Origin of the sequence: Sphingobium sp. SYK-6 (assembly GCF_000283515.1) — a bacterium.
In the GTDB taxonomy this organism is placed as follows: Bacteria; Pseudomonadota; Alphaproteobacteria; order Sphingomonadales; family Sphingomonadaceae; genus Sphingobium; species Sphingobium lignivorans.
Genome location: NC_015976.1, coordinates 3,350,542 through 3,375,020, shown reverse-complemented (window position 1 = coordinate 3,375,020; position 24,479 = coordinate 3,350,542). Strand labels below are relative to the sequence as shown.

Genomic DNA, 24,479 nt, shown 5'->3' with positions numbered 1-24,479 from the left:
AAAGGACATAAACATGACTTATAGGCCTATAGACACCGAAGAGTGCTCGTATTTCTGGGGAGGATAAATTGATCCTGAGACTCGATCCTGCTGCTGCCCGCATGGCGCCACAGTTACCCTTTACCGCGCACAGCGTCGGATGGCGCACTTCCGCCAGTCGGCTGGGGCTGGTTGTCGCTTGCCTGATGGGATTTGCCGGGAACGCGCACGCACAGGCCGGCTCTGCCGAGCAGCAAGGGGAGGGCATCGAAGTTGCTGAGGCCAGCGACAATGGCGCAGCGTCGAATCAGGATCTCGTCATTACGGGATCCCGGATAACCGGCTTCTCCTCGCCCACACCCGTGACGGCCGTCTCGTCAGAGCAGTTGGCCCTGACCGGCAAGTACAGCGTGCAGCAGCTTCAGGAAGATATTCCGGCGCTGATCCCGAATCAGGCAACGCAGATGGTTTCCTCGCCGCCTGGCGGCAGCACCTTCAACCTGCGCGGCCTTGGCGCTCAGCGGACCTTGTTGCTCGTCGATGGCCGGCGCATGGCCCCGACCAGTCCGGAAGGGACAACGGACGTTAACATTCTGCCGGTGTCGCTTATCCAGCGCGTCGAGATCGTGACAGGTGGTGCATCGGCGGCATATGGATCGGACGCTGTTGCCGGTGCAGTCAATCTGTTTCTGAAGAAGGATTTTCAGGGCGTCGAAGCCTATGGCCAGCTTGGCCTGACAAGCCGCGGCGACAGCTTCGAGCGCGTCAGCTCGTTGACCTGGGGAGATGATTTCGACGGAGGGCGAGGGCATTTCGTGCTGGCCGGGAGCGTCTTTTACAGCGACGGAGTGAACGACCAATCATCGCGCAAATGGGGGCAACACGAGTGGGCTCAGTTTGCGAATCCCTTGTATGTCGCCGGCTCCAACAACGGGCAGCCACGTCTGATCCTCACCCCCAACACGCGCCATTCCCAGATGAGCTATGGCGGCGTCATCGTGGCGGGGCCGCTGCGCGGGACCCAGTTCGGCCCCGGGGGGACGCCGATTCCGTTCAATTATGGTCAGTATGTCGGTGCGGTGTTCATGGTCGGGGGAGATGGATCGACCTTCTCGCCGACCGGAAATTTGACCCCGGATATCGATCGCAGATCCCTTTATGGCCGGGCGGACTATGACTTGACTGACACGGTCAAGCTCTGGGTTGAAGGCCTTTATTCGCGGTCGCACCAAAGGACGGATATCACGCCCAACTATGATAGCGGGTCTCTTACGATCCAGCGCGACAATGCGTTTCTGCCGGCCTCCATCCGACAAGCGATGATCGACAACAATATTACCAGTTTCCGGTTTGGACGCGCGACACTGGAGCAGGGATTCAACATTGCCGATTCCATTTACGATGTGAAACGCTACGCGGCGGGCGTTGAAGGCAGTATCGGCAGCAACTGGCGCTGGAGCGCCTATTATCAGTATGCTGACAACAAATATAATTATCGAATCTTCAATAACCGCATCCAGTCACGCTGGCTCGCAGCCATCGATGCGGTGCTCGATCCGGCCACCGGCACGATCAAGTGTCGATCGACCCTGACCAACCCCAATAATGGTTGCGTGCCTGCGAATGTGTTCGGGCCGAATTCGATCTCGCAATCGGCTGTCGACTATATCACTGGCACCATGCAGTTGCTGCAGACCCAAACGCAGCACGACGCTGCCTTCAATATCGAGGGAACCTTGCTCAAGAACTGGGCGGGCGACGTCCATCTCGCTTTTGGCGGTGAATATCGGCGAGACGCGACAGAGGGAACCGTGGATGCGACCTCGGCGGCGCGAGACTGGCGTGTCCTCAATCCCCAGCCCTTGTCCGGGGCTCAGTCGGTTCGCGAAGGTTATGTGGAAACGCTCGTGCCCCTGCTTGCCGATCTGCCGTTCGCCAGAAGCCTCGATCTTAATGCTGCGCTGCGCTACACCGACTATACGATCAGTGGTGGGGTCACGACCTGGAAGATCGGTCTCAATTATGTTCTCAACGACGCCGTTCGAGTGCGGGCGACGCGGTCGCGCGATATCCGGGCGCCAAATATCAACGAGCTTTTCCAGTCGCAAGGATCGAACCCCGGGCAGATCATCGATCCGCTCACCAATCAGAATATTTCCACCAACTGGTCTTCGGGGGGTAATCCCGATCTCGTTCCGGAAAAGGCAGACAGCTGGACGGCGGGTGTCGTGCTGTCGCCAGGCTTCCTTCCGGGGCTGCAGCTTTCCATCGATTATTATGATATCTCGATCAGTGGCGCGATCTCGCTGCTGGCGGCTCAGCAGGTGGTTGATGGATGCTACATCCTTAAACAGACCAATCTCTGCAGCGGCGTCACGCGCGATCCGGTAAGCAATGCCATTACCTCGGTGGCGGCGGTCCGTTTCAATGCCGACGAGGTGAAAACGCAGGGCCTCGACATTGAGGTCGCATACCGCACCGGTCTCACCAATATCTCGGAGAACTGGAACGGCAATATCAGCTTCCGGCTGCTCGGCACCTATGTGGGCAAGCTGGCGACAACGTCCAGCGGGGTCACAATCGATCGCGCGGGGCAGGTGCAAGGAGGCGGCGCTCCACATTGGCGCGTCAACCTCAATACCATCTACCGGGACGGTCCGCTCACGCTCAACACGCAGCTTCGCTGGGTGCAGGGTGGTAAGCGTGACGCGACCTTCGTCGAAGGCATCGACATCAACGATAATCGGGTGGGTGGCCGCTTTTATGTGAACACCAGTGCCGACTACGATCTGAACGATGTTTTTGCAGTGTTTCTCAAGGTCGACAATCTGTTCGACAATGATCCGCCGGTGACGACCAATGGCGTGGCTGCCCCGCAAACGGCGACGTCCCCCTACTATGATGTGCTGGGGCGGCGTTATGCGGCAGGCGTCAGGGCCAGGTTCTAACGCTGGTGCTTGAGCATCAGCCACATTACAAGATTGCAGGCCGGGGAATACATGACTTCACCGGCCTGCATCGAATCAAGCTTCCTGGGCTGCCGTGAAGGTCTGTTGAATTGAACCAGATTGCAAACATCGCCGAAGATCTCAATCGAAGCTCGGTCTCGCGTTATATCCAGCTCGCAGCGCTGTTCCGGCAGCGCATCGAGTCCGGACAATGGCCGGTAGGTACCCGACTGCCGATCATCGACGACCTGGCAAGCGAATGTGGTGTGGCCCGGGCTACCATTCGCCAGGCGATGGATTTGCTGGCCGACGAGGGCTTGATCGAGCGGTTTCGCGCCAAGGGAACCTTCGTTGTCAAAAAGCCGCAGGAAGCCTTGTGGTGCTCCGTCGGGACCGACTGGTCAGGCCTGTTGCGGCCGACCCAGGACGCAGAGATGGAATTGCTGTCTGACCAGGCGGACGACGAGGCGCTCCATATCGCCCATGACACGGCAACCCGAGCGCCCACCTATCGCCATTTGCGCCGTCTTCATTCACGACATGGGGCGCCTTTCATGTTCGCCGACATCTATATCGCGGAAACCCTGCGATCGAGCATCGAAGAGGAGCATGTCCACAGCAAGACGGCCCTGCGGCTCCTTGCCGAAACGCCGGGCGTCAAGCTCTGTTCGGCGAGCCAGATCCTGACGATCGGGGCGGCCGATCCGCTCACTGCATCCCTGCTCAAGATTCCGCTCAATGCACCGGTCGCGCATCTTCATCGCGAAGCGATCGATGAAAATGGTCTGCTGGTCCTGTCGGTCGAGAGCACCTACCGCGGCGACGTGGTTCGGTTCGAAGTCAAGCTGCGCTGACGCTCATGCGCCTGCACTGGTCGCCGCGCTCGCCTTACGTGCGAAAGGTCGTCATCCTCGCGCACGAGCTTGGTCTGTATTCCCGGATTGATCGTGTTCGTTCGGTCGCCGTCACCACACAACCCAATCCTGCCATCATGGCGGACAATCCGCTCAACAAGATACCGACGCTCGTCCTCGAAGATGGTCGAGCGCTCTTCGACTCCCGCGTGATCTGCGAGTTTCTGGTCGGGCTCTCGCCAGGCTCGTCGTTCCTGCGTCGCGATGAAGGATATTATGACACGCTGCGCTGGCAAGCGCTGGGCGACGGCATGCTCGATCTCATGATCGCCTGGCGCGGCGAACAATTGCGGCCGGAGGCGATCCGTTCGGATGCCCATGTTGCAGCATTCGCTGTCAAGCTCGATCGGGCCCTGGCGGTGCTGGAGGAGGAGATCGCGGCGCTCGGGATGGCGCGTTTCGACCTGGGGCATATCGCGATTGGATGTGCGCTGGCCTACGCCGATTTCCGGTTCGGTGACCGTCAGTGGCAAGCGGCCCATCCCGCCCTTGCGAACTGGCAGCGTGAGTTCGAAGCCAGGCCCTCGGCACTCGCGGCACCCATTATCGACGATTGACGGGCTCGGCGCGAACAACGGGGTTGGACAATGCGCCTATTCCCTCGATGGCAATCTCGATCGTGTCGCCATGCGCGATGCGGGGGCTGTGCCCGTCGGTTCCCATGATGATCACATCGCCAGGCTGAAGCGTTATATATTCGGTGATCGCTTCGATATAGTCGGCGACACTGAAAAGCATATTGGCCGTCGCGAACTGCTCGGTTACCTTTCCATTGACACTGACGCGTGTCGTCATGTCGGCGACGTCGAGGCCCGTGACAATCCAGGGCCCCAGAGGCTTGAACGTATCGCTGTTCTTACTGCGCCAGAATGTTCGGTCGGTAAATTGCCAGTCCCGGATGCTCACATCGTTTCCGATCGTGTAGCCGAGCACGAAATCCAGCGCGTCGCGCGCACGGACATTCCGGGCCGGCTTGCCGATCACGACTGCGAGTTCGCCCTCACACTGGATATTGTCGGGTGCGTCTGCAGGGAGCACAATGGTTTCTCCCGACGCGATGATAGCGCTTTGCGCGCGATAGCCGATTTGCGGTCGAGAGGGCAGGAAGCTCTCCAGCGGTCGGTCGAATTCGGCCGAGCAGGCATGAGCATGGCCGGTATAATTGATGCCGCAGGCATAGAAGGTGGTCGGGATGACGGGTGGCAGCAGTCTGACTTTGTTCAGATCAAACGATGCGCCTGCGTGGCGCCATTCGCCAAAGGGCGTGCCATCGACAGGCAGAGCGACGTTTCCTTCAAGCGTGGCGTAGAAGATGTCATTTCCGGTCGCTATTCGAGCCCAGCGAATGCCCGCGGCGCCGGCATTGAAAGAGCCCGAAATCCTGCCTTCGAGGGTCGCCGACATACAATCTCCAATCGCGGTCACGTATTTAGTCTTAAAGTCCGTATTTATGTCATTTATCAGGGGGGCGAGTTGTGTCAACCTGTCCGAAGACTTCGCGCCAGCTTCTAATTCATCGTGCGGTCGGGCTCGTCGTTGCGCATCCGAAGGGGAAGGCGCGCTGCCTTAGATGCGCGACGGGAGGGCGCTCATTCGTGGGGGGAGGCCGGTCTGCTCGGCTCGCGGTGGCTCAAGCCGTTGTTATTTCATCGCGAGATTCAGTTTGAAAATCAATGTGTTATAATGAAAATCCGATTTCAATTCCGTCATCAAGCCCGCCCGGCTTCCCGGATCAACCAGTTGCGGAAACGGGCAAGCGTGTCGTTATGCCATCGGTCCGACCGGGCGGTGAAATGATAGCTGCCGATCGATGCGGGGCCGAACGCGGCATCTGACGGCTTGAGCGCAACGAGCTGGCCACTCAGAAGATCGTTTCGCACCAGGAAATCATTGGCGAGCGCGATGCCCTGGCCACTCTTCGCAGCGTCGAGCATGACGTGGGCGTGCCAGAAGCGGGGGCCGGCAATTGGCGATGGAGGGAGAGTCAGGCCCTGGCTTTCGAACCAGAGACGCCATTCCGTGTCGCTTTCCTCGTGGAGCAATCGCATGCCGAGCAGGTCGCGCGCCTCGCGCAGGCGGCCGGCGATCGATTCGGCGAAGGTGGGGCTTGCTACCGGATAGACAAGCGGCGTGGCGAGCTTGAGCCATCGGCAGCCGGGCGGTTCGGCCATGGCTGCGGTGTGACGAACATAGCGAATATCGCCATCAGCCTCGTTGATCGCGAAGTCCGGGCCATAATCCATCGGGCGGAGTTCGAAGGCGATCTCCTCGTCCTGCGCGGCGAAGCTCGACAGGCGCGGGCTCAGCCAGTGATAGGCAAAGCCGGGGCTGCACCAGATGAGGAGTTGCTGGTCGTGGCGCTTGCGCAGCATGAGCGTGGCGTTCGAAATCTCCTGAAAGGCGGCGGAGATGCGGCGATGATATTCCGCGCCGTCGCTGGTGAGTCCGCGAATGCCGCCGCTACGGTCCACCAGCGCCGTGCCGACGAATGCCTCGAGCGCCGCGAGATGGCGGCTCACTACGGCATGATCCACCTCGAGCATCTGGGCTGCCTTGCGGATACCGCCCGCGCGCCCGAATGCGTCAAACGCCCGCAGCATGGCGAGGGAGGGAACGGATCGGGACGCATTCATCGCAAGGACCCTCTTGGTGGCGATGGTGACTGATCGGCACGTACACGCGACGGCCATGCCGGGGCATGAAGAAAACTGACGATTTTCCGAGAGATTGCAACCCCTGGAGCAGGCGCCCGGGTTGATTGTGGTGTCAAATAGTCACCATCTTACGTCATGAAAGCACCTTTCGTCCCAGCGGCCCTGTTATAGGATCGGCCCACAAGATCGACGGCCGAGCCTGGCAGACCAGACGAAAAATAGGCCCCGTCCCTCACCAGCCGAAAAACCAAAGGGGGTTAGCATGCGGCATTTTGACCTGTTGAACACTGGCGTCGCGAGAATGGCGCTCTCTCTCATGATCGCCGTCTCCGCGATGCCCGTGCAGGCGCAGGACTCGCCCGCCGACGAGGCTGATGGCGGCGGCGAGATCGTTGTCACCGCGACCCGCAAGAGCGAGACGCTCTCGAAGGTTCCGGTCAGCGTTCAGGCGTTCACGCAGAATGAACTGGTGAAGCAGGGCCTTCGCAATGTCGAGGATCTGGCACGCATGACGCCGGGCGTATCGCTGCGTCGCGGTGGCCTTGGCGTCAGCAACGTCTCCATCCGCGGCATCTCCTCGGGTGCCGGCGCCTCGACGATTGGCGTCTATATCGACGATACGCCCATTCAGGTCCGTTCGCTCGGCGTCGCCTCGTCGATCATGTATCCGGCGCTGTTCGATCTGGAGCGTGTCGAGGTGCTGCGTGGTCCGCAGGGCACTCTCTTCGGCGCCGGTTCGGAAGGCGGCACGATCCGCTTCATCCAGCCCGAGCCGAGCGTGACCGAGTGGAGCGGCCTTGCGCGCGGCGACCTCTCGACGACGACCAATGGCAAGGAAAGCTATGAAGCGGCGTTCGCGATCGGTGGCCCGCTGGTCACCGACAAGATCGGCATTCGCGCCAGCGCCTATTTCCGTCACGAGGGCGGCTTCATCGACAAGATGGTCGGCACGCCGGTCGTGCGCAATACCACCGGCGCGCTCGGCGTGCAGTCTCTCAGTTTCACCAACACCAGCCTCTACAAGGCCGACGTGAACTCCTCGGACACGTTCGCGGCGCGTCTCGCGCTGACGTTCAAGCCGTCCGAGACCATCACCATCACGCCGTCGATCAATTATCAGAGCTTCTTCACCCCGGACGCTGCGCCGAACGTGTGGCCCACCATGTCGAACTTCGAAACGGCGGACTATGCAACGCCGCGCTGGAACCCGACGATCGATGCGACGCACCTGCCGCTGGACGTCGACTCGGGCGAGCCGCAGCGGGACAAGTTCATCATGCCGGCGCTCAAGATCGAGGCTGATCTGGGTTTTGCGGACCTGGTCTCGACCACGTCCTACTTCAAGCGCGATACGAGCCAGACGCTCGATTACACCAACATCTACGCCGTTTCCTATGCCGGGCGGCAGACACCCAATGTGGGTGACGTCGCGATCTCGACCGTGTCCAACCGGCAGCGCAACTGGACGCAGGAAGTGCGGCTGCAATCGGTGAGCGACGGGCCGCTGACCTGGGTTGCGGGCGGTTTCTATTCGCGCAACGAGCAGCAGGCGATCCAGAATTCGCAGACCAACTTCCTGCCTTTCCTCAATCCGCTGTTCGGTATCCGGAATGACGGCGCGCCGTTCGGCCCCGGCTACAGCGCTTTCATCAACTTCTATGGCGTTCCGCAGCTGAACGGCACGTCCAGCTATCTGTCGGACTTCAAGGCGATCGACACGCAGATCGCCGGCTTCGCGGATGCGACCTATGAACTGCTTGAAGGGCTCAAGGTGACGGCTGGCGTGCGCGTCTCCAAGAACAAGATCGAATATACCGCCTTCTATGATGGTCCGGCGAACAACCTGAACGCGCCCCGTGGCCTTGCCTGCGTTCCCGGCACCGGTGTCGGAACCGTGCCCTGCACGGCGGTCGCAGTCGGCCAGTATGAGCCGGGAACGGGCCCCTTCACGCCGCGCTATCTGAACAGCTCGGCATCCGGTTCGGATACCGCCGTCACGCCGAAGTTCGGCATCTCCTATCAGGCGACGCGAGACACCATGGTCTATGCGACGGTCAGCAAGGGCTTCCGTCCCAGCGGCGCGCAGATCGCCCTGCCGGGCAATTGCAATCCGGAACTGGTGCAGCTTGGCTATGTCAATGCCCAGGGTCAGGCGAGTTCGCCGCAGACTTATGGTTCGGACTCGGTCTGGTCCTATGAAGCCGGCGCCAAGACGCGCATGTTCGGCGGCGCGCTTCAGCTGAACGGCAGCGTCTTCCACATCAAATGGTCGAACATCCAGTCAACCGTTTCGGTGCAGACGTGCCTCCAGTCGCTCACCGCCAATCTCGGCTCCGCGACGAGCCAGGGTTTCGATCTGCAGGCGGTGTTGAAGCCGGTGCGCGAACTGACCCTGATGGCGAATGTCGGCTATACCGATGCCACGTTCGACGACGACACCATCATCAACGGTCGCACGCTCTACACGGGTGGTTCGGTCCTGCCATCCTCCGGTTCGCCCTGGACGGTCACGCTCTCCGGCGACTTCCGTTATCCGATCGCCGACAAGACCTATTATGTCCGCGCCGATTACACCTATCGCAGCAAGGAAGGTCGTACCGGCAATACCGACCCGGGCTCGATCAACTATGATCCCAACCAGCCGGTCAACAAGGCCTACACGATCGTCAATGGCCGGGCTGGCATCGAACTCGGCGATCTGGACCTGTCGCTCTACGTGAACAACATCTTCAACGTCGCGCCGATGATCAATCTGGGTCACACCCGCAACCAGCCGGTGTTCACCACGCTGGTGACGCGCCCGCGCAGCGTGGGTCTGACGGCGGCAATCTCCTTCTGACGCCTTCCCCGCAGGGATGACCGGGCACGTCCTTCCGCCCGGTCATCCCTCCCTGGGGCGGTGACCTGTTTCCTATAAGAAAGATCTAGGTTTTCATGTCGAACGATGCACTCCTGGCCCGGCGCAAAAAGGCCGTTCCGCGCGGCGTTGCCAATGCGACCCCTGTCTTCGCCGACCACGCCGCCAATGCCGAAATCTGGGATGTCGATGGCAATCGCTATGTCGATTTTGCGGGCGGCATCGCCGTCCTCAATGTCGGCCATCTTCACCCGCGCGTGGTGGCCGCCGTGTCGGAGCAGCTGACCCGCTTCTCCCACACCTCATTCCAGGTGATGGGTTATGAAAGCTATGTCACTCTCGCTGAACGGCTGAATGCCCTGGCGCCCTTCGCCGGCGAGGCCCAGACCATCCTCTTCACGACGGGCGCCGAGGCGACGGAGAATGCAGTGAAGATCGCGCGTGCCGCCACCGGCCGCACCGGCGTCATCTCCTTCACGGGCGCGTTCCACGGCCGCAGCGGCCTCGCCAGCGCGATGACCGGCAAGGTCAATCCCTACAAGTGGCAGTTCGGCCCGTCGCTGCCGGACGTCTATCATGTGCCTTTCCCCAACCCGGCCTACGGCACGACCGTCGCCAACAGCCTGAAGGCGCTGGACTTCCTGTTCGCGGCCGACATCCACCCCGGCAGCGTCGCGGCAATCATCATCGAGCCGGTGCAGGGGGAGGGCGGCTTCAACGTCGCGCCGGTCGAGCTGCTGCAGGCGCTGCGTGCGATCTGCGATACACATGGCATCAAGCTCATCGTCGACGAAGTGCAGACGGGCTTTGCTCGCACGGGCCGCATGTTCGCCATCGAGCATAGCGGCGTCGAGCCGGATCTGGTGACGGTCGCCAAGTCGCTGGCCGGCGGCTTCCCGCTCTCGGGCGTCATCGGTCGCATGGAACTGATGGATGTGGTGGAACCAGGCGGACTGGGCGGCACTTATGGCGGCTCGCCGATCGGCTGCGCCGCGGCGCTCGCGGTTCTCGACATCATCGAGGAAGAAGGGCTGCTCGCGCGTTCGACGGCCATGGGCACGCATATCTGCGACCGCATCAATGGCTGGCGCAGCCGGAACGATCTGGTGAGCATCTCCGTCCCGCGCGGCCTTGGCGGCATGATCGGCTTCGACATTCTGGACGACAGGAATGAGATGATGCCGCTCGCCAATGGCGGCAAGGTGATCGCCGCCAAGGCGCTTGGCGAAGGCCTCGTCGTCCTCAATTGTGGCAGCCGCGGCGAGACTGTGCGCATTTTGGTGCCGCTGACAGCTTCGGACGCGATCCTCGACGAGGGGCTCGACCGCCTTGAAAAGGCATTGTCGGCGGTCGCATGAGCAGCCTGATTCTCGAGGCCGATGCCATGGCGACGAGCATGAGCCTGAACAGGCCCGATCTGTTGCGGCATCAGGCGCATATCGACGGAATCTGGATATCCGGGGACCGGAAGCTGACTGTCGAGGACCCGGCGACCGGCGCGGCGCTCGGAACCGTGCCCGATCTGGGCACTTCCCACGCGGAATGGGCCGTCGTTTCCGCGCAGGCCGCGCTGGTCGGCTGGCGCGCGAAGACGGCGAGTGAGCGCGGTGCCGTTCTGCGGCGCTGGGCGGACCTGATGCTCGCCCATCGCGAGGACCTCGCCCGCATCATGACGCATGAGCAGGGCAAGCCGCTTGCAGAGGCGCGGGGCGAGGTGGCCTATGCCGCGTCCTTCCTCACCTGGTTTGGCGAGGAAGCGCGGCGCACTTATGGCGATGTGATCCCGGGTCATGGCACCGACAAGCGCCTGATGGTCACCCGAGAGCCGATCGGCGTCGTCGCGGCGATCACGCCCTGGAATTTCCCGCTCGCCATGATCACCCGCAAGGCGGGGCCGGCGCTGGCAGCCGGTTGCACGATGGTCGTCAAGCCCTCGGAACTGACGCCTTTCTCGGCGCTTGCGTTGGCATTGCTCGGCGAGGAAGCCGGGATACCGGCAGGCGCCCTCAACATCGTGACCGGATCGCCACGCGAGATCGGGAACGTGCTTGTCTCTCATCCAGCCATCGCGAAGCTCAGCTTTACCGGGTCGACGGCGGTCGGCAAGATGCTCGCCGCGCGATGCATGGAGACAGTCAAGCGCGTGTCGCTCGAGTTGGGTGGCAATGCGCCGTTCGTCGTGTTCGACGATGCGGATCTCGATGCGGCTGTCGAGGGTGCGATCGCATCCAAGTTTCGCAATGCGGGCCAGACTTGTGTCTGCGCAAACCGTTTCATCGTCCAGACGGGCATTTACGACCGGTTCGTCGCCGCCCTCAAGGAAAGGGTTCAGGCGCTCCGCGTCGGCAACGGGCTGGACGAGGGCATCGAAACGGGTCCGCTAATCAATGGAGCCGCCATCGACAAGGTGCGCAGCCATGTTGCGGACGCGCTTCGGCAGGGCGGCAAGCTGCTGGCCGGGGGCGAGGCGATCGAGGGGGCAGGGCATTTCTTCCAGCCGACGCTCATCAGCGACGTGTCCGCCACGGCGCGCCTGTGCGTCGAGGAGACATTCGGTCCGCTCGCGGGCGTCGTGCGCTTCAACACGGAAGCCGAGGCGATCGCGCTGGCCAATGACACGCGGGCCGGTCTGGCAGCCTATCTCTATACACGCGACCTCTCGCGCAGCTATCGCGTCAGCGAAGCACTGCAATATGGGATGGTGGGCCTCAACACGGGCCTCATCTCGACAGAGGTGGCGCCGTTCGGGGGTGTGAAGGAGTCCGGCTTCGGTCGCGAGGGGTCGCGCTATGGCATGGACGAATATCTCAACATGAAGCTGATCTGCACGGCGGTTTCCTCGGCCTGAAATCAGGCGACACAAGAGGCACCGACAGGGAAAACGATAATGGTCGAACAAGAAGAAGGTCGCCTCAGCCATTCGCTGAAATCACGCCATGTCTCGATGATCGCGATTGGCGGCATCATCGGGGCGGGGCTGTTCGTCGGTTCCAGTACCTCCATCTCGCAGGTGGGGCCGGCCGTGGTGGTGAGCTATGGGATCGCCGGCCTCGTCATCCTCATGGTCATGCGGATGCTGAGCGAGATGGCGAGCCTGCTGCCCGGCGCCGGCTCTTTCACCGAGCTGGTGCGGGCGGGGCTGGGTGACCGGGCCGGTTTCGTGTGCGGCTGGCTCTACTGGTATTTTTGGGTGGTGGTCGTCGCGATCGAGGCGATTGCGGGGGCGGTCATCATTGCCGGATGGATCGACGCGCCTGTCTGGCTGATCGGGGTTGTGCTGCTCGCGGTGCTGACCGGCGTCAATCTCATGTCGACGCGTTCCTATGGCGAGTTCGAATACTGGTTCTCGCTGATGAAGGTCGTGGCGATCGTGGCTTTCATCGGCGTCGCGGGGCTCTGGGCGTTCGGCGCGACCTCACCGGACGGGCCGACCTTCGGCAATCTGGTGGCGCATGGCGGGTTCGTGCCCAATGGCTGGGGGGCAGTGCTGGCGGGCGTGACCAGCGTCATCTTCGCCCTGTGCGGGGCGGAAATCGCTACCATCGCGGCAGCGGAATCGCAGGAGCCCGCGCGTACGATCGCCAGGATCACCGGCAGCGTCGCGTTGCGGATCCTCCTCTTCTATCTGCTGTCGATCGGCCTGATCGTCTCGGTCATGCCCTGGACGAGCATCGTGCCGGGCCAGTCGCCCTTTGCCGCGACGCTGAGCTTCATGCAGATCCCGCACGCCGGCGATATCATGAATTTCGTGGTGCTCGTTGCGGTGCTCTCCTGCCTCAATTCCGGCATGTATGTGACCTCGCGCGTGCTGTTCGTTCTCTCGGAGAAGGGCGATGCGCCCAAGGCGCTGGTGGCGCTCAACAAGCGGCGTGTGCCGGTGCGCTCGACGCTGATCGGGAGCCTGTTTGCCTATGTCGCGCTGGCCGCATCGGTGCTTTCGCCGGAGCTCGTGTTCAGCTTCCTGGTCAATGCCTCGGGCGCGATCATGCTGTTCATCTATCTGCTGGTCTGCTTCGCGCAGGTGAAGATGCGCAACCAGATGGAGCGGGAGGCGCCGGAGCGGCTGGTCATCCGCATGTGGTTCCACCCGTTCGGCAGCTATTTGACGGCGGCCGGCATCGGCATCGTGCTGTTCGCCATGCTGATCAAGCCGAGCTTGCGGATCGAGCTGATGAGCAGCCTCCTCCTCCTCGTCCTCGTCGTGGGCCTCTCCTACCTCAAGGACAGGCGGCGTGCGGCGGCCTTGTCCTCCTCTCTCGAACGGAGCTCCACGCTGTGATCCGCACATCCATTCTCGCCGGCGCGGCACTCCTCCTCTCCGGCCTGTCGCACGCGGCGCTGGCGGCGGAACAGGCGGACATGCTGCTCGTCAATGGCGCCGTGGTCACGATGGATCCCGACAGGCCCGCCGCCACCAGCGTCGCGGTGAAGGATGGCAAGATCCTCGCTGTGGGCGGCCCGGAGCTGGCGAATGCCTATACCGCGCCGGAAACGGTCGACCTCAAGGGCCGGATGCTGATGCCCGGCTTCATCGACACGCACATTCACATCATGGGCCCGTCCCGCCGATCGGTGCCGCTGGGTGAGGCGAAGTCGATCAAGGACGTGCAGGCGATGGTCCGCGCCAAAGCGAAGGAACTTGGCCCGAACGAGTGGATCGTCGGCTATGGCTGGGACGAGGCGAAGCTGGCCGAAGGGCGCAACATCGTCAGCACCGATCTCGACGCCGCCGCGCCGCGCAACCCGGTCGCGCTCACCCGCGCGGGACAGCACAGCGTCGTCGGCAACAGCCTCGCGCTGAAGCTCGCCGGCATCACAAGGGCGACGCCCGATCCGGAGCGCGGCGTCATCGAACATTATCCGAATGGCGAACCGAACGGCATCATCCGCGAGCGTGGTGACCTCTACGGCAAGCTCGTGCCCCCGCCGACCAGCGAGGAAATGAAGCCCGGCTGGACCGCGGCGCTCAAGTCGCTGCTGCCGCTCGGCATCACGAGCATCATGGAAGCGCTGACCACGATCGACGATGAGCCGGTCGGCAAGGGTGGCGTCCCGCAGAGCGAATGGCGCGGCGTCCACACCTACAAGCAGTTCCGCGAAATCTATGCGAAGGAGGGCGAGAGCCTGCCCCGCGCGGCCCTTTACATCGTCTATCCGGGCGCCGAGCGGCTGAAGGCTTTTCCCTACAAGACCGGCCATGGCGATGACCGGCTGAAGCTGGGGCCGATCGGCGAGGCGCCCGGCGCGGATGGCGGCTTTACCGGGCCGACCGCCTGGACGCTGGACGACTATAAAGGCATGCCCGGCTTCCGGGGTCATGCCGCGACCAAGCCCGAGGCTCTGACGGAACTGGTGCGCACGTCCCGCGATCTTGGCTGGCAGCTCGGCATTCACGCGATCGGCGATGCAGCCATCGCCACGCTGATCGACATTTATGCAGGCGCGCTCGACGAGAAGCCGATGAAGGATCATCGCTGGTTCTCCTCGCATCTCACCATGTTGCCGCCACTGCCGACGCTGGAGAAGATGGCCAGCCACGGCATCTGGGGCGCGGCGCAGCCCAACTTCCTCTACAATCTGGAGGGCCGCTACAACCAGACGCTGGAGGGCGCGCGGCTGCAGCACATCAATCCGCTCGGCACCCCGCTGCGCTGGGGCGTGCGGATGGCGCTGGGATCGGACAATCTGCCGATCGGGCCGCTCTGGGGCTTCTATGTTTCCGTAACGCGCAAGGGCGAAAGCGGGACCGTCTATGGCCCGGAGGAAGCCGTTTCGCGTTACGAGGCGCTCAAGGCCTATACGCAGGATGCCGCCTACCTCACCTGGGACGAGGCGAAGAAGGGCAGCCTGACGCCGGGCAAGCTCGCCGACATGATCGTTGTCGATCGCAATCTGCTGACAGTGCCCGAGGAGGAGATATTGAAGGCGCAGGTGGATATGACGATCATCGGCGGCAAGACGGTGTTCAAGCGCTAGCTTGCCGACGCTTGCCTTTCAGGTCCGACAAGGGCGTGCAATCTCAAGCAGGGCGTCGTGCTGACTTGTTTCAGCGCGGCGCCCTCTTTGTCGGACCGCGGTTTCGCTGCCAGGTGGTGATGTTTTAGCACCATCCGGAGCCGGTAAGGCACCTCCCTTCGCGCCGCATTCTCTGCTTTCTCGGACATCATCGACGGGGCTGATGAAAGTCGGGGCCATCCTATGGTGCCGCCAGATCACAACGGACCCGTCGCAGCAGGGAGGCACAGGACATGAGGACGGGACTTAACAGGGGATATCGGCTGATCGGGCTCGGCCTGCTGCTGGGGGCAAGCGCACTGCCGGCGATTGCGAAGGAGAAGGTCGATCTGGTCCTTCATCACGGCAAGGTCCTGACCGTCGACCCCGCCTTCTCCACCAAGTCCGTGGTGGTCGTGCAGGGTGAAAAGATCGTCGCCGTCGGCGGTGAGGAATTGCGCGCAAAATATGAAGGCGCGCAGGAGATCGACCTTGCCGGACGCACGCTGATGCCCGGCTTCATCGACACGCACCTCCACCCGCAGCCGGTGGCGCCGAGCGACATCGACAGCGGCGCGGCGCGCTCGGTCGGCGAAATCCAGGACATGATCCGCAAGAAGGCTGCGGAACTCGGGCCGGGCAAGTGGATCACCGGCTGCTGCTGGCAGGAATCAAACCTGGCCGAGAACCGCAACCTCAATCGCGCCGATCTCGACGCCGCCGCGCCGAACAATCCCGTGATTCTCGTGCGCAATGGCGGCCATTCCTCGGTCAGCAATTCGATGGCGCTCAAGATCGCCGGCCTGGATCGTAATGCGCCGGAGCCCAAGAACGGCCTCATCGAGCGGGACGCCAATGGCGAGCTCAATGGCATCATCCGCGAGCGCAATGATCTCGTCCGCAAGTTCGTGCCGCCGGCGACCTGGGCGGAGATGCGGCCGGCCTATATCACCTGGCTCAAGCATATCCTCTCGCTCGGCATCACCAGCTTCCACAATGCCAGTGGCAGCATCGATGACGAACCGGTCGGCAAGGGCGGCATTGCGAATCCGCCCCCGACCCTCACCTTCAAGCGCAGCCGCGAGCTCTATGCGGAGATGGGCGCCGACCTGCCGCGCATGACGCTCTACATCAATCATCCCGGTGCCGAGCGGCTGCAGGCCTTTGGCCAGCACACCGGCTATGGCGACACCCGCGTGCGGCTGGGCGGGATCGGCGAGATGGCGGTCGACGGTGGCTTTACCGGCCCCACCGCCTGGCTGCTTGCCGATTACAAGGGGCAGCCCGGCTTCCGCGGCAAGGGCCGTTTCACGGACGCCGAATTGCAGGAAGCGGTCGATTCCGCCGCGAAGCTGGGCTGGCAGATGGCCCTGCATGCGATCGGCGATGCTGCCATCGTCCAGACGGTGGATGCTTATGCCAAGTCCCTCGCCAGCACCGGCGTCGGCAAGAAGGACCATCGCTGGTTCCTCGATCACTTCACGATCATGCCGCCGGACGCGACCATGGAGACGATGAAGCGCAACAAGATCATGATCGCGCAGCAGCCGAACTTCCTCTACAATCTGGAGGATCGCTACGAGCAGACGCTCGACGACTGGCGCCTCGCTCACAACAATCCGGTAGGCACGCCGGTGAACAAGTTCGGCCTGTTCGTCGCGCTTGGCAGCGACAATCTGCCGATCAACCCGATGGTCGGCCTCTATGCCGCCGTGACGCGCAAGGGACCGAGTGGTCGCGCCCATGGCTTCGAGGACGAGGCGGTGTCACGGCAGGAAGCGATCCGCATGTATACGGCAAATGGCGCTTTCCTTTCCTGGGAAGAGAAGATCAAGGGCACGCTGGAACCCGGCAAGCTCGCCGACATGGTGGTGCTGCCCTTCGATCCGCTGACGGCCGACGAAAAGACGCTGCTGGATGGCAAGGTCGACATGACCTTCGTCGGCGGCAAGCTCGTCTTCCAGCGGTAAGCGCATGTCGCGCGAGACAGGCTTGGCCCGGAGCGGCAGGATCATGAAGCTTGTGCAGCTCGACCCGGAAGCGGTGGCGCTGATGCAGCGCCACCTGGACGGGCGCACCGACGAGAGGCTGAATGCCCGCTTCGGGATAAGCTACAATACCTGGCGCAAGATCGCGGCGGGGCAGGGGGTGCGGTCATCGGTGGCGGACCGCCTGCTCGCGCGGTTGTCGAGCCTCGACCCCGGCCCTAGACGATGTGCTAATGATTGATGGGACAAAGACGAGCCTGCTGCCGCTGCGCGCGCAGGACCGGGGCGCCTGGACGCCGCTATGGGAAGGATATCAGGCCTTCTACGAAGTGGCGATCGCCCCGGCGGTTTCGGATGTGACATGGGCGCGCCTGCTCGATCCGGACGAGCCGATGAGCGGTCTGCTCGCCTGGGAGGGTGGCAATGCCATCGGGCTCGTCCACTTCATCTGGCATCGTTCGACCTGGACGCCTGGCGACTATTGCTATCTGCAGGATTTGTTCGTGGATCCTGCCGAGCGCGGTGGCGGGATCGGCCGGCGCCTCATCGAGGCGGTCTATGCGGCGGCAGCGGAGCGCGGCTGTTCGCGCGTCCACTGGCTGACCCATGAGACCAATGTCGATGCCATGCTTCTTTATGATCGGATCGCCCAGCGATCCGGCTTTGTCCAGTATCGCGAGCTGCTCTGAGCAGCCGTCCTGCCCGACCTTCCCATTCCCACCATTCGCCCGACAAAGAGGTCCCCATGAAAACAGTCATCTATGCCATCGCGACGCTGTCGGCTGCACTGGCCGGCACCCCGGCGCTGGCGGACCAGGCCGATATGCTGCTGTTCAACGGCAAGGTGCTGACCGTCGACAAGGCGTTCAGCGTCCGGTCCGCCGTGGCCGTCAAGGATGGAAAGATCGTTGCCGTCGGCGGGCAGGAACTGCTCAAGCGCTTTCCGAAGGCCGAGCGGATCGATCTGACCGGCCGGACGCTGATGCCGGGCTTCATCGATACGCATATCCATGTCACTGGACTCGCGCATCGCGCAATCGAACCGGACAAGGCAAAATCGATCGCCGAAATCCAGCAGATGGTCGCAGCCAAGGCGAAGGCGCTCGGCCCGGGTGAATGGATTACCGGCTATGGCTGGGACGAAGCGCTGCTTGCCGAGAAGCGCGTACCCACGCGTGCCGATCTCGACGTGGCCGCGCCGAACAATCCTGTGGTGCTGACGCGGGCCGGCAGCCATTCCTCGGTGTCCAATTCCGCAGCGCTCGCCCTCGCCGGGATCGATGCCTCGACGCCCGACCCGGACGGCGGCCTCATCGAGCGCGGCGCGGACAAGGAGCCCAATGGCATCATCCGCGAGCGCAGCGATCTCGTCACCCGGCTCGTCCCGCCGGACAGCAAGGAGCAGATGCGACCGAGCTATATCGCTCGCCTCAAATGGCTGCTGAGCCTTGGCATCACCACGGTCATGGAGGCCTTCACCTCGATCGACGACGAACCTGTCGGCAAGGGCGGTCTCGACCGGAGCAAGGCTGGCGGCGCCTTTTCGGGTCTCCACAGCTGGGCCGAATTCCGGTCGATCTATGCCGAGATGGGGCCGGAACTGCCGCGCATGATCTCCTACATTGCCTGGCCCGGCGCCGAGCGGCTGAAGGCCTTCCCCTACAAGACCGGCTATGGTGACGATCGGCTGAAGCTCGGCCCGATTGGCGAAACGCCCTATGATGGCGGCTTCACCGGTCCGACCGCCTTCACCAAGGAGGATTACAAGGGCCTGCCCGGCTTCCGCGGGACGACCTTCTATTCGCAGGACGTCGCGCGCGAGATCGTCTCGACCGCGGGCGCTCTGGGCTGGCAGATCGGCATCCATGCGATCGGGGATCAGGCGATCGAGGATATTGCGAAGATCTACGACGACGAACTGAAGGCGCACCCGAAGAAGGATCATCGCTGGTTCCTTTCCCACTTCACCATGATTCCCTCGGTCGAGACCATGGAGATGATGGCAAGGAACGGAACCTGGGCGGCGGCTCAGCCGAACTTCCTCTATAATCTGCAAGGCCGCTACGAGCAGACGCTCGAAGGCTATCGCCTGCAGCACAACAATCCGGTCGGCGTGCCGCTCAAGCATGGCGTCAAGATCGCCTTCGGCAGCGACAATCTGCCGATCGGTCCGATGGTGGGTCTGTATGTCGCCATCACGCGCAAGGGCGCGGATGGCAAGGTGTTCGCGCCTGAGGAAGCCGTCAGCCGGGAAGAAGCGATCCGTCTCTACACAGAGAAGGCAGCCTATCTCGGCTGGGACGAGAAGAAGAAAGGCACGCTGGAGGTCGGCAAGTTCGCCGACATGGTCGTGCTGGACAAGGATCCCATGACGGTGCCGGCGGAGCAGCTTCTGTCGACGAAGGTCGACATGACGATCGTGGGAGGAAAAGTCGTGTATGAAAGACGTGCTGCTGGAGAATGACTTCCCTGTGACCGCTCAGGCTTTTCATCCCGGCGAATAGGAATAAGCGACGGGTTTCGGGTGGCGGCAAAGGCGATCGGGGCGCACCCTTCCGTGCTAGAGCATGGCCCGATTGACCCTTTTGATAGTCCTGTCGGTCGACGGATCGCAGGACGCCGCGGTGCTCTCCGCGAACCATTCCGGCGAAGAGTTATGTCCAGCTTGCCGGACTCCCTGAAAGGGGCGGGAACGTAACCCGCCACCGTTGCTGGCCAATCTATCGGGAATCCTGCCCTTCGGGCGCTCTTCCTCAGTCGGGGAGCACCGCTGCCGTGTGGCGCCATGACTTGCATCCCCGACTTTACGCAATCCTTATGCCCGCGCCGCAATTCCCCGTGGAACCTTAACCGCTCCCTCCGCCACATCGGCGGGGCGCAATCATGCGCCGGAGCAAGGCCATGGGCCGAGTGATGCAACGTCTCCAGAGCGGCGAACGGTGGTTGGCGGCCGAGATAGGGCTGCGCGGCTTCGGCCTGTTCATGCTCGCGCTGTGCGCGCTCTCCGCGCTCTGTCTCTACCATGCGGTGCACCGGCCCCCGGTACATCATCAGCCCGACGCCATCGAGTTCGCCTTGGCGCTCGGCGCCGCCACTGGCTGGAGTGTCGGCTGGTCCTTCCTTGTCGAGGGGCCGGGCCTGTTCCGCCTCGTCGACCTGCCCGCGCGCCACGCACGCATTGTGCCATGATCCAGGAGGATAACCGACATGAACGACATCATCTGGCTCGCCGTGCTGGCGGGCCTGTTCCTGCTCACCCTGGCCTTCGCGCGCCTGTGCGGCGACGCGTGAGGAGGGCGGCATGACTATCCAGCTCGCCCTTGCCGGCGCGACAGCGCTCGGCCTGCTCATCTATCTCGTGGCCGTCCTCGTGCGGCCTGAACGCTTCTAGAAGGGAGATGCGCCCATGACCGTTCAGGGCTGGATCCTCATCCTCGTCTTCACCGCCCTCATCGTGGCGATCGCCAAGCCGATGGGGCTGTGGCTGTTCGCGCTCTATGAGGGGCGCCGCACGCCGTTGCATATGGTCTTCGGCCCCATCGAGCGCGGCTTCTACGCTCTGGCCCGCATCGACCCGCAGGCCGAGCAGAGCTGGCGCCGCTATGCCCTGCACATGCTGCTCTTCCAGCTCGTCGCGCTGCTCTTCACTTATGCCGTGCTGCGCCTGCAGGGCGTGCTGCCGATGAATCCGCGCGGTCTCGCCGGCATCGGCGCCGACGGGGCTTTCAACACCGCGATCAGCTTCACGACCAACACCAACTGGCAGTGGTATTCAGGCGAGGTCGCCCTTTCCAATCTCTCGCAGATGCTCGGCCTCGCTCTCCACAACTTCCTCTCGGCGGCGACCGGCATCGCCATCGCCTTTGCCCTGTTTCGGGGATTCGCGCGGCGGCAATCTGCCACGATCGGCAATTTCTGGGCCGACATGACGCGCGTGACGCTATACCTGCTGCTGCCGATCTGCATCGTCTATGCGCTCTTCCTGATCGCCAGCGGTGTCCCGCAGACCTTCGCGAGCATATTGGACGCGACCACGCTCGAAGGCGCCACGCAGCACATCGTCGTCGGGCCCGTCGCCTCCCAGGAAGCGATCAAGATGCTCGGCACCAATGGCGGCGGCTTCTTCAATGCGAACAGCGCCCACCCGTTCGAGAACCCGACGGCGCTCACCAATCTGGTGCAGATGCTCTCGATCTTCTCGATCGGCGTCGGCCTGACCTGGTGCTTCGGCAAGGCGGTGGGCAACACGCGCCAGGGCTGGGCGATCCTTGCGGCCATGATGGCGCTGTTCCTCGCCGGGGTCGGCATCGTCTACTGGCAGGAAGCCGTCGGCAACCCCGTGCTCCACCAGCTCGGTCTCGCGGGTGGCAATCTGGAGGGCAAGGAAGTCCGCTTCGGCATCGCCGCCTCCGCGCTGTTTGCCGTCATCACCACGGCGGCGAGCTGCGGCGCGGTCAATGCCATGCATGACAGCTTCACGGCACTGGGCGGCATGATCCCGATGTTCAACATCCAGCTCGGCGAGATCGTCGTCGGCGGCGTGGGCGCGGGCATCTACGGCTTCCTGCTGTTCGCCCTGCTGGCCGTGTTCGTCGCCGGCCTCATGGTCGGGCGCACGCCGGAATATGTCGGCAAGAAGATCGAGGGCAGGGAAGTGAAGCTGGCGGTGCTGGCGATCGCGGTCTTGCCGCTCTGCATCCTGGGTTTCACGGCCCTGTCCGCCGTCATGCCGCAGGGTCTCGCCGGGCCGCTCAACAAGGGGCCGCACGGTTTTTCCGAGATCCTCTATGCGTTCAGCTCCGCGACGGGCAACAATGGCTCGGCGTTTGCGGGCATCACCTCGGGCACGCCCTGGTATAACGGCCTGCTCGGCATGGCCATGTGGATCGGTCGCTTCTTCGTGATCGTGCCGGTGCTGGCGATCGCCGGCAGTCTCGCCGCGAAGAAGTACACGCCGGAAACCGCAGGCTCGTTCCCGACCACGGGCGCCCTGTGGGTCGGCCTGCTCCTCACCATCATCCTGATCGTGGGCGGCCTCACATTCCTCCCCAGCCTCGCGCTCGGCCCCATCGCGGATCATCTCGCGATGGTGCGCGGCCAGCTTTTCTAAAGGCAGACAGCCATGACAAGCGCATCCTCCATCTTTTCCGCCAAGCTCATCGTCCCGGCGATCGGCGACGCATTCAGGAAGCTCGCCCCGCGCGCGCTCGTGAAGAACCCCGTGCTGTTCACCACCGCCGTCGTCGCGGCGCTGCTCACCGTGCTGCTCGCGGTCGGCGGCGGAACGCTGCCGCTCGGCTTCCAGCTCCAGCTCATTGCATGGCTCTGGCTCACCGTGCTGTTCGGTACCTTTGCCGAGGCGCTCGCCGAAGGCCGGGGGCGGGCACAGGCGGCTTCCCTGCGCGCGACCAAGTCCGAGCTGACCGCGCGCCTGCCGGACGGGAAGACCATTCCCGCCTCGCAGCTCAAGCGCGGTGACATCGTGCTGGTCGAAACCAATGACCTCATCCCCGCCGACGGAGAAGTGATCGAGGGCGTGGCATCGGTCAACGAGGCGGCGATCACCGGCGAGAGTGCGCCGGTGATCCGCGAGGCCGGCGGCGATCGCTCGGCCGTGACTGCGGGCACGCGCGTCATCTCCGATCAGATCAAGGTCCGCGTCACCCAGGAGCCAGGCCAGGGCTTCCTCGACCGCATGATCGCGCTGGTGGAAGGCGCCGAACGGCAGAAGACGCCCAACGAGATCGCGCTCACCATCCTGCTCGTCGGGCTGACGATCATCTTCCTGATCGCGGTGGCGACGATCCCCGGCTTTGCCGCCTATGCAGGCGGCGAGATCCCCGTCGCCATCCTCGCGGCGCTGCTCATCACGCTTATTCCCACCACCATCGCGGCACTGCTCTCGGCCATCGGCATCGCCGGCATGGACCGCCTCGTGCGTTTCAACGTACTCGCCAAGTCCGGCCGTGCGGTCGAGGCGGCTGGCGACGTCGACGTGCTGCTGCTCGACAAGACGGGCACGATCACGATCGGCGACCGCCAGGCGAGCGATTTCCGTCCCGTGACGGGCGTGCCCGTCTCCGATCTGGCCGAAGCGGCGCTGCTCGCCAGTCTGGCGGACGAGACGCCGGAAGGCCGCTCGGTAGTCGCGCTGGCCCGCGAGCGCTTCGGAGCGATGCAGGCCGCGCTCCCAGCGGGCGCCGAGGTCATTCCCTTCACGGCGCAGACCCGCATCTCGGGCGTCCAGATCGAGGGCTCGCTCATCCAGAAGGGCGCGGTCGATTCGGTCTTCCGGGCCAATCCGGGCGCGGGCAGCAGCCCCCCGGCCAACGAGTTGCGCCGCATCACGGACGAGATCGCGCGCGCGGGCATGACGCCGCTTGCCGTGGCGCGCGATGGTCGCATCCTCGGCGCGGTGGCGCTCAAGGACGTGATCAAGGCCGGGGTGCGCGAGCGTTTCTCGGAACTGCGCCGCATGGGCATCCGCACCGTCATGATCACCGGCGACAATCCGCTCACCGCCGCGTCCATTGCCGCCGAGGCTGGGGTCGATGATTTCCTCGCCGAAGCCACGCCCGAGGACAAGCTGGCCCTCATCCGCAAGGAACAGCAGGGCGGCCGGCTGGTGGCGATGTGCGGGGACGGCACCAATGACGCGCCCGCGCTGGCGCAGGCCGATGTCGGCGTCGCCATGAATACCGGCACGCAGGCCGCGCGCGAAGCCGGCAACATGGTGGATCTCGACAGCGATCCGACCAAGCTCATCGAGATCGTGGGCCTGGGCAAGCAATTGCTGATGACTCGCGGCGCGCTCACCACCTTCTCCGTCGCCAACGACGTCGCCAAATATTTCGCGATCATTCCCGCGATGTTCGTGGTCCTTTATCCGGGGCTGGGCGTGCTCAACATCATGGGCCTTGCAAGCCCGAACAGCGCGATCCTCTCGGCAATCATCTTCAATGCCCTCATCATTCCGCTGCTCGTTCCGCTGGCGCTGAAAGGCGTCCGCTATCGCCCGATGGGGGCGGGTCCGCTGCTGGCGCGCAACCTCGCGGTCTATGGCCTCGGCGGCCTCGTCGCGCCCTTCATCGGCATCAAGCTCATCGACCTCGCGGTCGCCGGGCTCGGCCTCGCCTGAGGAGATC

The 24,479-nt window shown here is 63.5% G+C and carries 18 protein-coding genes; 16 read left to right on the top strand and 2 right to left on the bottom strand.

Annotated elements, in window-relative coordinates; genetic code table 11:
- Positions 1-68: 68 nt before the first annotated feature.
- From SLG_RS15455 to SLG_RS15445, 3 genes are all read left to right on the top strand, one after another.
- Complete coding sequence (locus SLG_RS15455) at positions 69-2,927, top strand: TonB-dependent receptor domain-containing protein (protein WP_148276621.1); 2,859 nt, start codon at positions 69-71, stop codon at positions 2,925-2,927.
- Between the two features lie 110 nt (positions 2,928-3,037).
- Positions 3,038-3,781 carry a GntR family transcriptional regulator gene (locus SLG_RS15450; protein ID WP_014077435.1) on the top strand — a complete coding sequence of 248 codons (744 nt, stop codon included), beginning with the start codon at positions 3,038-3,040 and terminating at the stop codon, positions 3,779-3,781.
- A 5-nt stretch (positions 3,782-3,786) separates the two neighbouring features.
- Positions 3,787-4,398, top strand: coding sequence for a glutathione S-transferase family protein (locus SLG_RS15445; protein ID WP_014077434.1), 612 nt, complete (start codon positions 3,787-3,789; stop codon positions 4,396-4,398).
- Here SLG_RS15445 and SLG_RS15440 read toward each other — a convergent pair.
- Positions 4,385-5,245, bottom strand: a complete 861-nt coding sequence (locus SLG_RS15440) for a fumarylacetoacetate hydrolase family protein (RefSeq protein WP_014077433.1) — start codon at positions 5,243-5,245, stop codon at positions 4,385-4,387. The genes SLG_RS15445 and SLG_RS15440 overlap by 14 nt on opposite strands.
- Before the next feature lie 305 nt (positions 5,246-5,550).
- Positions 5,551-6,441 (bottom strand): LysR substrate-binding domain-containing protein, encoded by an 891-nt coding sequence (locus SLG_RS15435; protein WP_070098727.1) that lies wholly within the window; start codon positions 6,439-6,441, stop codon positions 5,551-5,553.
- Positions 6,442-6,796: 355 nt separating this feature from the next.
- On the opposite strand from SLG_RS15435, the gene SLG_RS15430 reads away from it, so the two are divergent.
- The 13 genes from SLG_RS15430 to kdpB all read left to right on the top strand — a co-directional run bounded on the left by SLG_RS15430 (position 6,797) and on the right by kdpB (position 24,472).
- A complete protein-coding gene (locus SLG_RS15430; protein WP_041392105.1) occupies positions 6,797-9,334 on the top strand; it encodes a TonB-dependent receptor in 2,538 nt (845 codons plus the stop codon).
- Between the two features lie 95 nt (positions 9,335-9,429).
- Positions 9,430-10,710 (top strand): 4-aminobutyrate--2-oxoglutarate transaminase, encoded by a 1,281-nt coding sequence (gene gabT / locus SLG_RS15425; RefSeq protein WP_014077430.1) that lies wholly within the window; start codon positions 9,430-9,432, stop codon positions 10,708-10,710.
- A complete protein-coding gene (locus SLG_RS15420; protein ID WP_041392103.1) occupies positions 10,707-12,200 on the top strand; it encodes an NAD-dependent succinate-semialdehyde dehydrogenase in 1,494 nt (497 codons plus the stop codon). The genes gabT and SLG_RS15420 overlap by 4 nt, the downstream gene beginning before the upstream one ends.
- A 39-nt stretch (positions 12,201-12,239) precedes the next feature.
- Positions 12,240-13,631 carry an amino acid permease gene (locus tag SLG_RS21510; RefSeq protein ID WP_014077428.1) on the top strand — a complete coding sequence of 464 codons (1,392 nt, stop codon included), beginning with the start codon at positions 12,240-12,242 and terminating at the stop codon, positions 13,629-13,631.
- Positions 13,628-15,328, top strand: coding sequence for an amidohydrolase (locus SLG_RS21505; protein WP_014077427.1), 1,701 nt, complete (start codon positions 13,628-13,630; stop codon positions 15,326-15,328). Before SLG_RS21510 ends, SLG_RS21505 begins: the two co-directional genes overlap by 4 nt.
- Positions 15,329-15,600: 272 nt before the next feature.
- Positions 15,601-17,316 (top strand): amidohydrolase, encoded by a 1,716-nt coding sequence (locus SLG_RS15405; protein ID WP_014077426.1) that lies wholly within the window; start codon positions 15,601-15,603, stop codon positions 17,314-17,316.
- 43 nt (positions 17,317-17,359) lie between these two features.
- Positions 17,360-17,575 (top strand): hypothetical protein, encoded by a 216-nt coding sequence (locus tag SLG_RS15400; RefSeq protein WP_041393484.1) that lies wholly within the window; start codon positions 17,360-17,362, stop codon positions 17,573-17,575.
- Positions 17,568-18,023, top strand: coding sequence for a GNAT family N-acetyltransferase (locus SLG_RS15395; protein WP_014077424.1), 456 nt, complete (start codon positions 17,568-17,570; stop codon positions 18,021-18,023). Before SLG_RS15400 ends, SLG_RS15395 begins: the two co-directional genes overlap by 8 nt.
- A gap of 56 nt (positions 18,024-18,079) precedes the next feature.
- Complete coding sequence (locus SLG_RS15390) at positions 18,080-19,798, top strand: amidohydrolase (RefSeq protein ID WP_014077423.1); 1,719 nt, start codon at positions 18,080-18,082, stop codon at positions 19,796-19,798.
- A gap of 437 nt (positions 19,799-20,235) precedes the next feature.
- A complete protein-coding gene (locus SLG_RS15385) occupies positions 20,236-20,523 on the top strand; it encodes a hypothetical protein (protein WP_148276620.1) in 288 nt (95 codons plus the stop codon).
- A 112-nt stretch (positions 20,524-20,635) separates the two neighbouring features.
- The gene (gene kdpF / locus SLG_RS15380) at positions 20,636-20,725 is read left to right on the top strand and encodes a K(+)-transporting ATPase subunit F (protein WP_014077421.1); all 90 of its coding nucleotides are present in this window, start codon (positions 20,636-20,638) and stop codon (positions 20,723-20,725) included.
- A gap of 15 nt (positions 20,726-20,740) precedes the next feature.
- Positions 20,741-22,444, top strand: coding sequence for a potassium-transporting ATPase subunit KdpA (gene kdpA, locus SLG_RS15375; protein ID WP_014077420.1), 1,704 nt, complete (start codon positions 20,741-20,743; stop codon positions 22,442-22,444).
- Positions 22,445-22,456: 12 nt separating this feature from the next.
- On the top strand, positions 22,457-24,472 hold the full coding sequence (gene kdpB, locus SLG_RS15370; RefSeq protein WP_014077419.1) for a potassium-transporting ATPase subunit KdpB: 2,016 nt from the start codon (positions 22,457-22,459) through the stop codon (positions 24,470-24,472).
- Positions 24,473-24,479: the final 7 nt, after the last annotated feature.

Excerpts from the sequence above, each read along its gene's own strand:
- SLG_RS15445 (WP_014077434.1), top strand. The coding sequence starts at position 3,787 with ATGCGCCTGCACTGGTCGCCGCGCTCGCCTTACGTGCGAAAGGTCGTC.
- SLG_RS15440 (WP_014077433.1), bottom strand. The coding sequence starts at position 5,245 with ATGTCGGCGACCCTCGAAGGCAGGATTTCGGGCTCTTTCAATGCCGGC.
- SLG_RS15435 (WP_070098727.1), bottom strand. The coding sequence starts at position 6,441 with ATGCTGCGGGCGTTTGACGCATTCGGGCGCGCGGGCGGTATCCGCAAG.
- SLG_RS15430 (WP_041392105.1), top strand. The coding sequence starts at position 6,797 with ATGGCGCTCTCTCTCATGATCGCCGTCTCCGCGATGCCCGTGCAGGCG.
- gabT (WP_014077430.1), top strand. The coding sequence starts at position 9,430 with ATGTCGAACGATGCACTCCTGGCCCGGCGCAAAAAGGCCGTTCCGCGC.
- SLG_RS15420 (WP_041392103.1), top strand. The coding sequence starts at position 10,707 with ATGAGCAGCCTGATTCTCGAGGCCGATGCCATGGCGACGAGCATGAGC.
- SLG_RS21510 (WP_014077428.1), top strand. The coding sequence starts at position 12,240 with ATGGTCGAACAAGAAGAAGGTCGCCTCAGCCATTCGCTGAAATCACGC.
- SLG_RS15405 (WP_014077426.1), top strand. The coding sequence starts at position 15,601 with ATGAGGACGGGACTTAACAGGGGATATCGGCTGATCGGGCTCGGCCTG.
- SLG_RS15400 (WP_041393484.1), top strand. The coding sequence starts at position 17,360 with ATGAAGCTTGTGCAGCTCGACCCGGAAGCGGTGGCGCTGATGCAGCGC.
- SLG_RS15395 (WP_014077424.1), top strand. The coding sequence starts at position 17,568 with ATGATTGATGGGACAAAGACGAGCCTGCTGCCGCTGCGCGCGCAGGAC.
- SLG_RS15390 (WP_014077423.1), top strand. The coding sequence starts at position 18,080 with ATGAAAACAGTCATCTATGCCATCGCGACGCTGTCGGCTGCACTGGCC.
- SLG_RS15385 (WP_148276620.1), top strand. The coding sequence starts at position 20,236 with ATGGGCCGAGTGATGCAACGTCTCCAGAGCGGCGAACGGTGGTTGGCG.
- kdpF (WP_014077421.1), top strand. The coding sequence starts at position 20,636 with ATGACTATCCAGCTCGCCCTTGCCGGCGCGACAGCGCTCGGCCTGCTC.
- kdpA (WP_014077420.1), top strand. The coding sequence starts at position 20,741 with ATGACCGTTCAGGGCTGGATCCTCATCCTCGTCTTCACCGCCCTCATC.
- kdpB (WP_014077419.1), top strand. The coding sequence starts at position 22,457 with ATGACAAGCGCATCCTCCATCTTTTCCGCCAAGCTCATCGTCCCGGCG.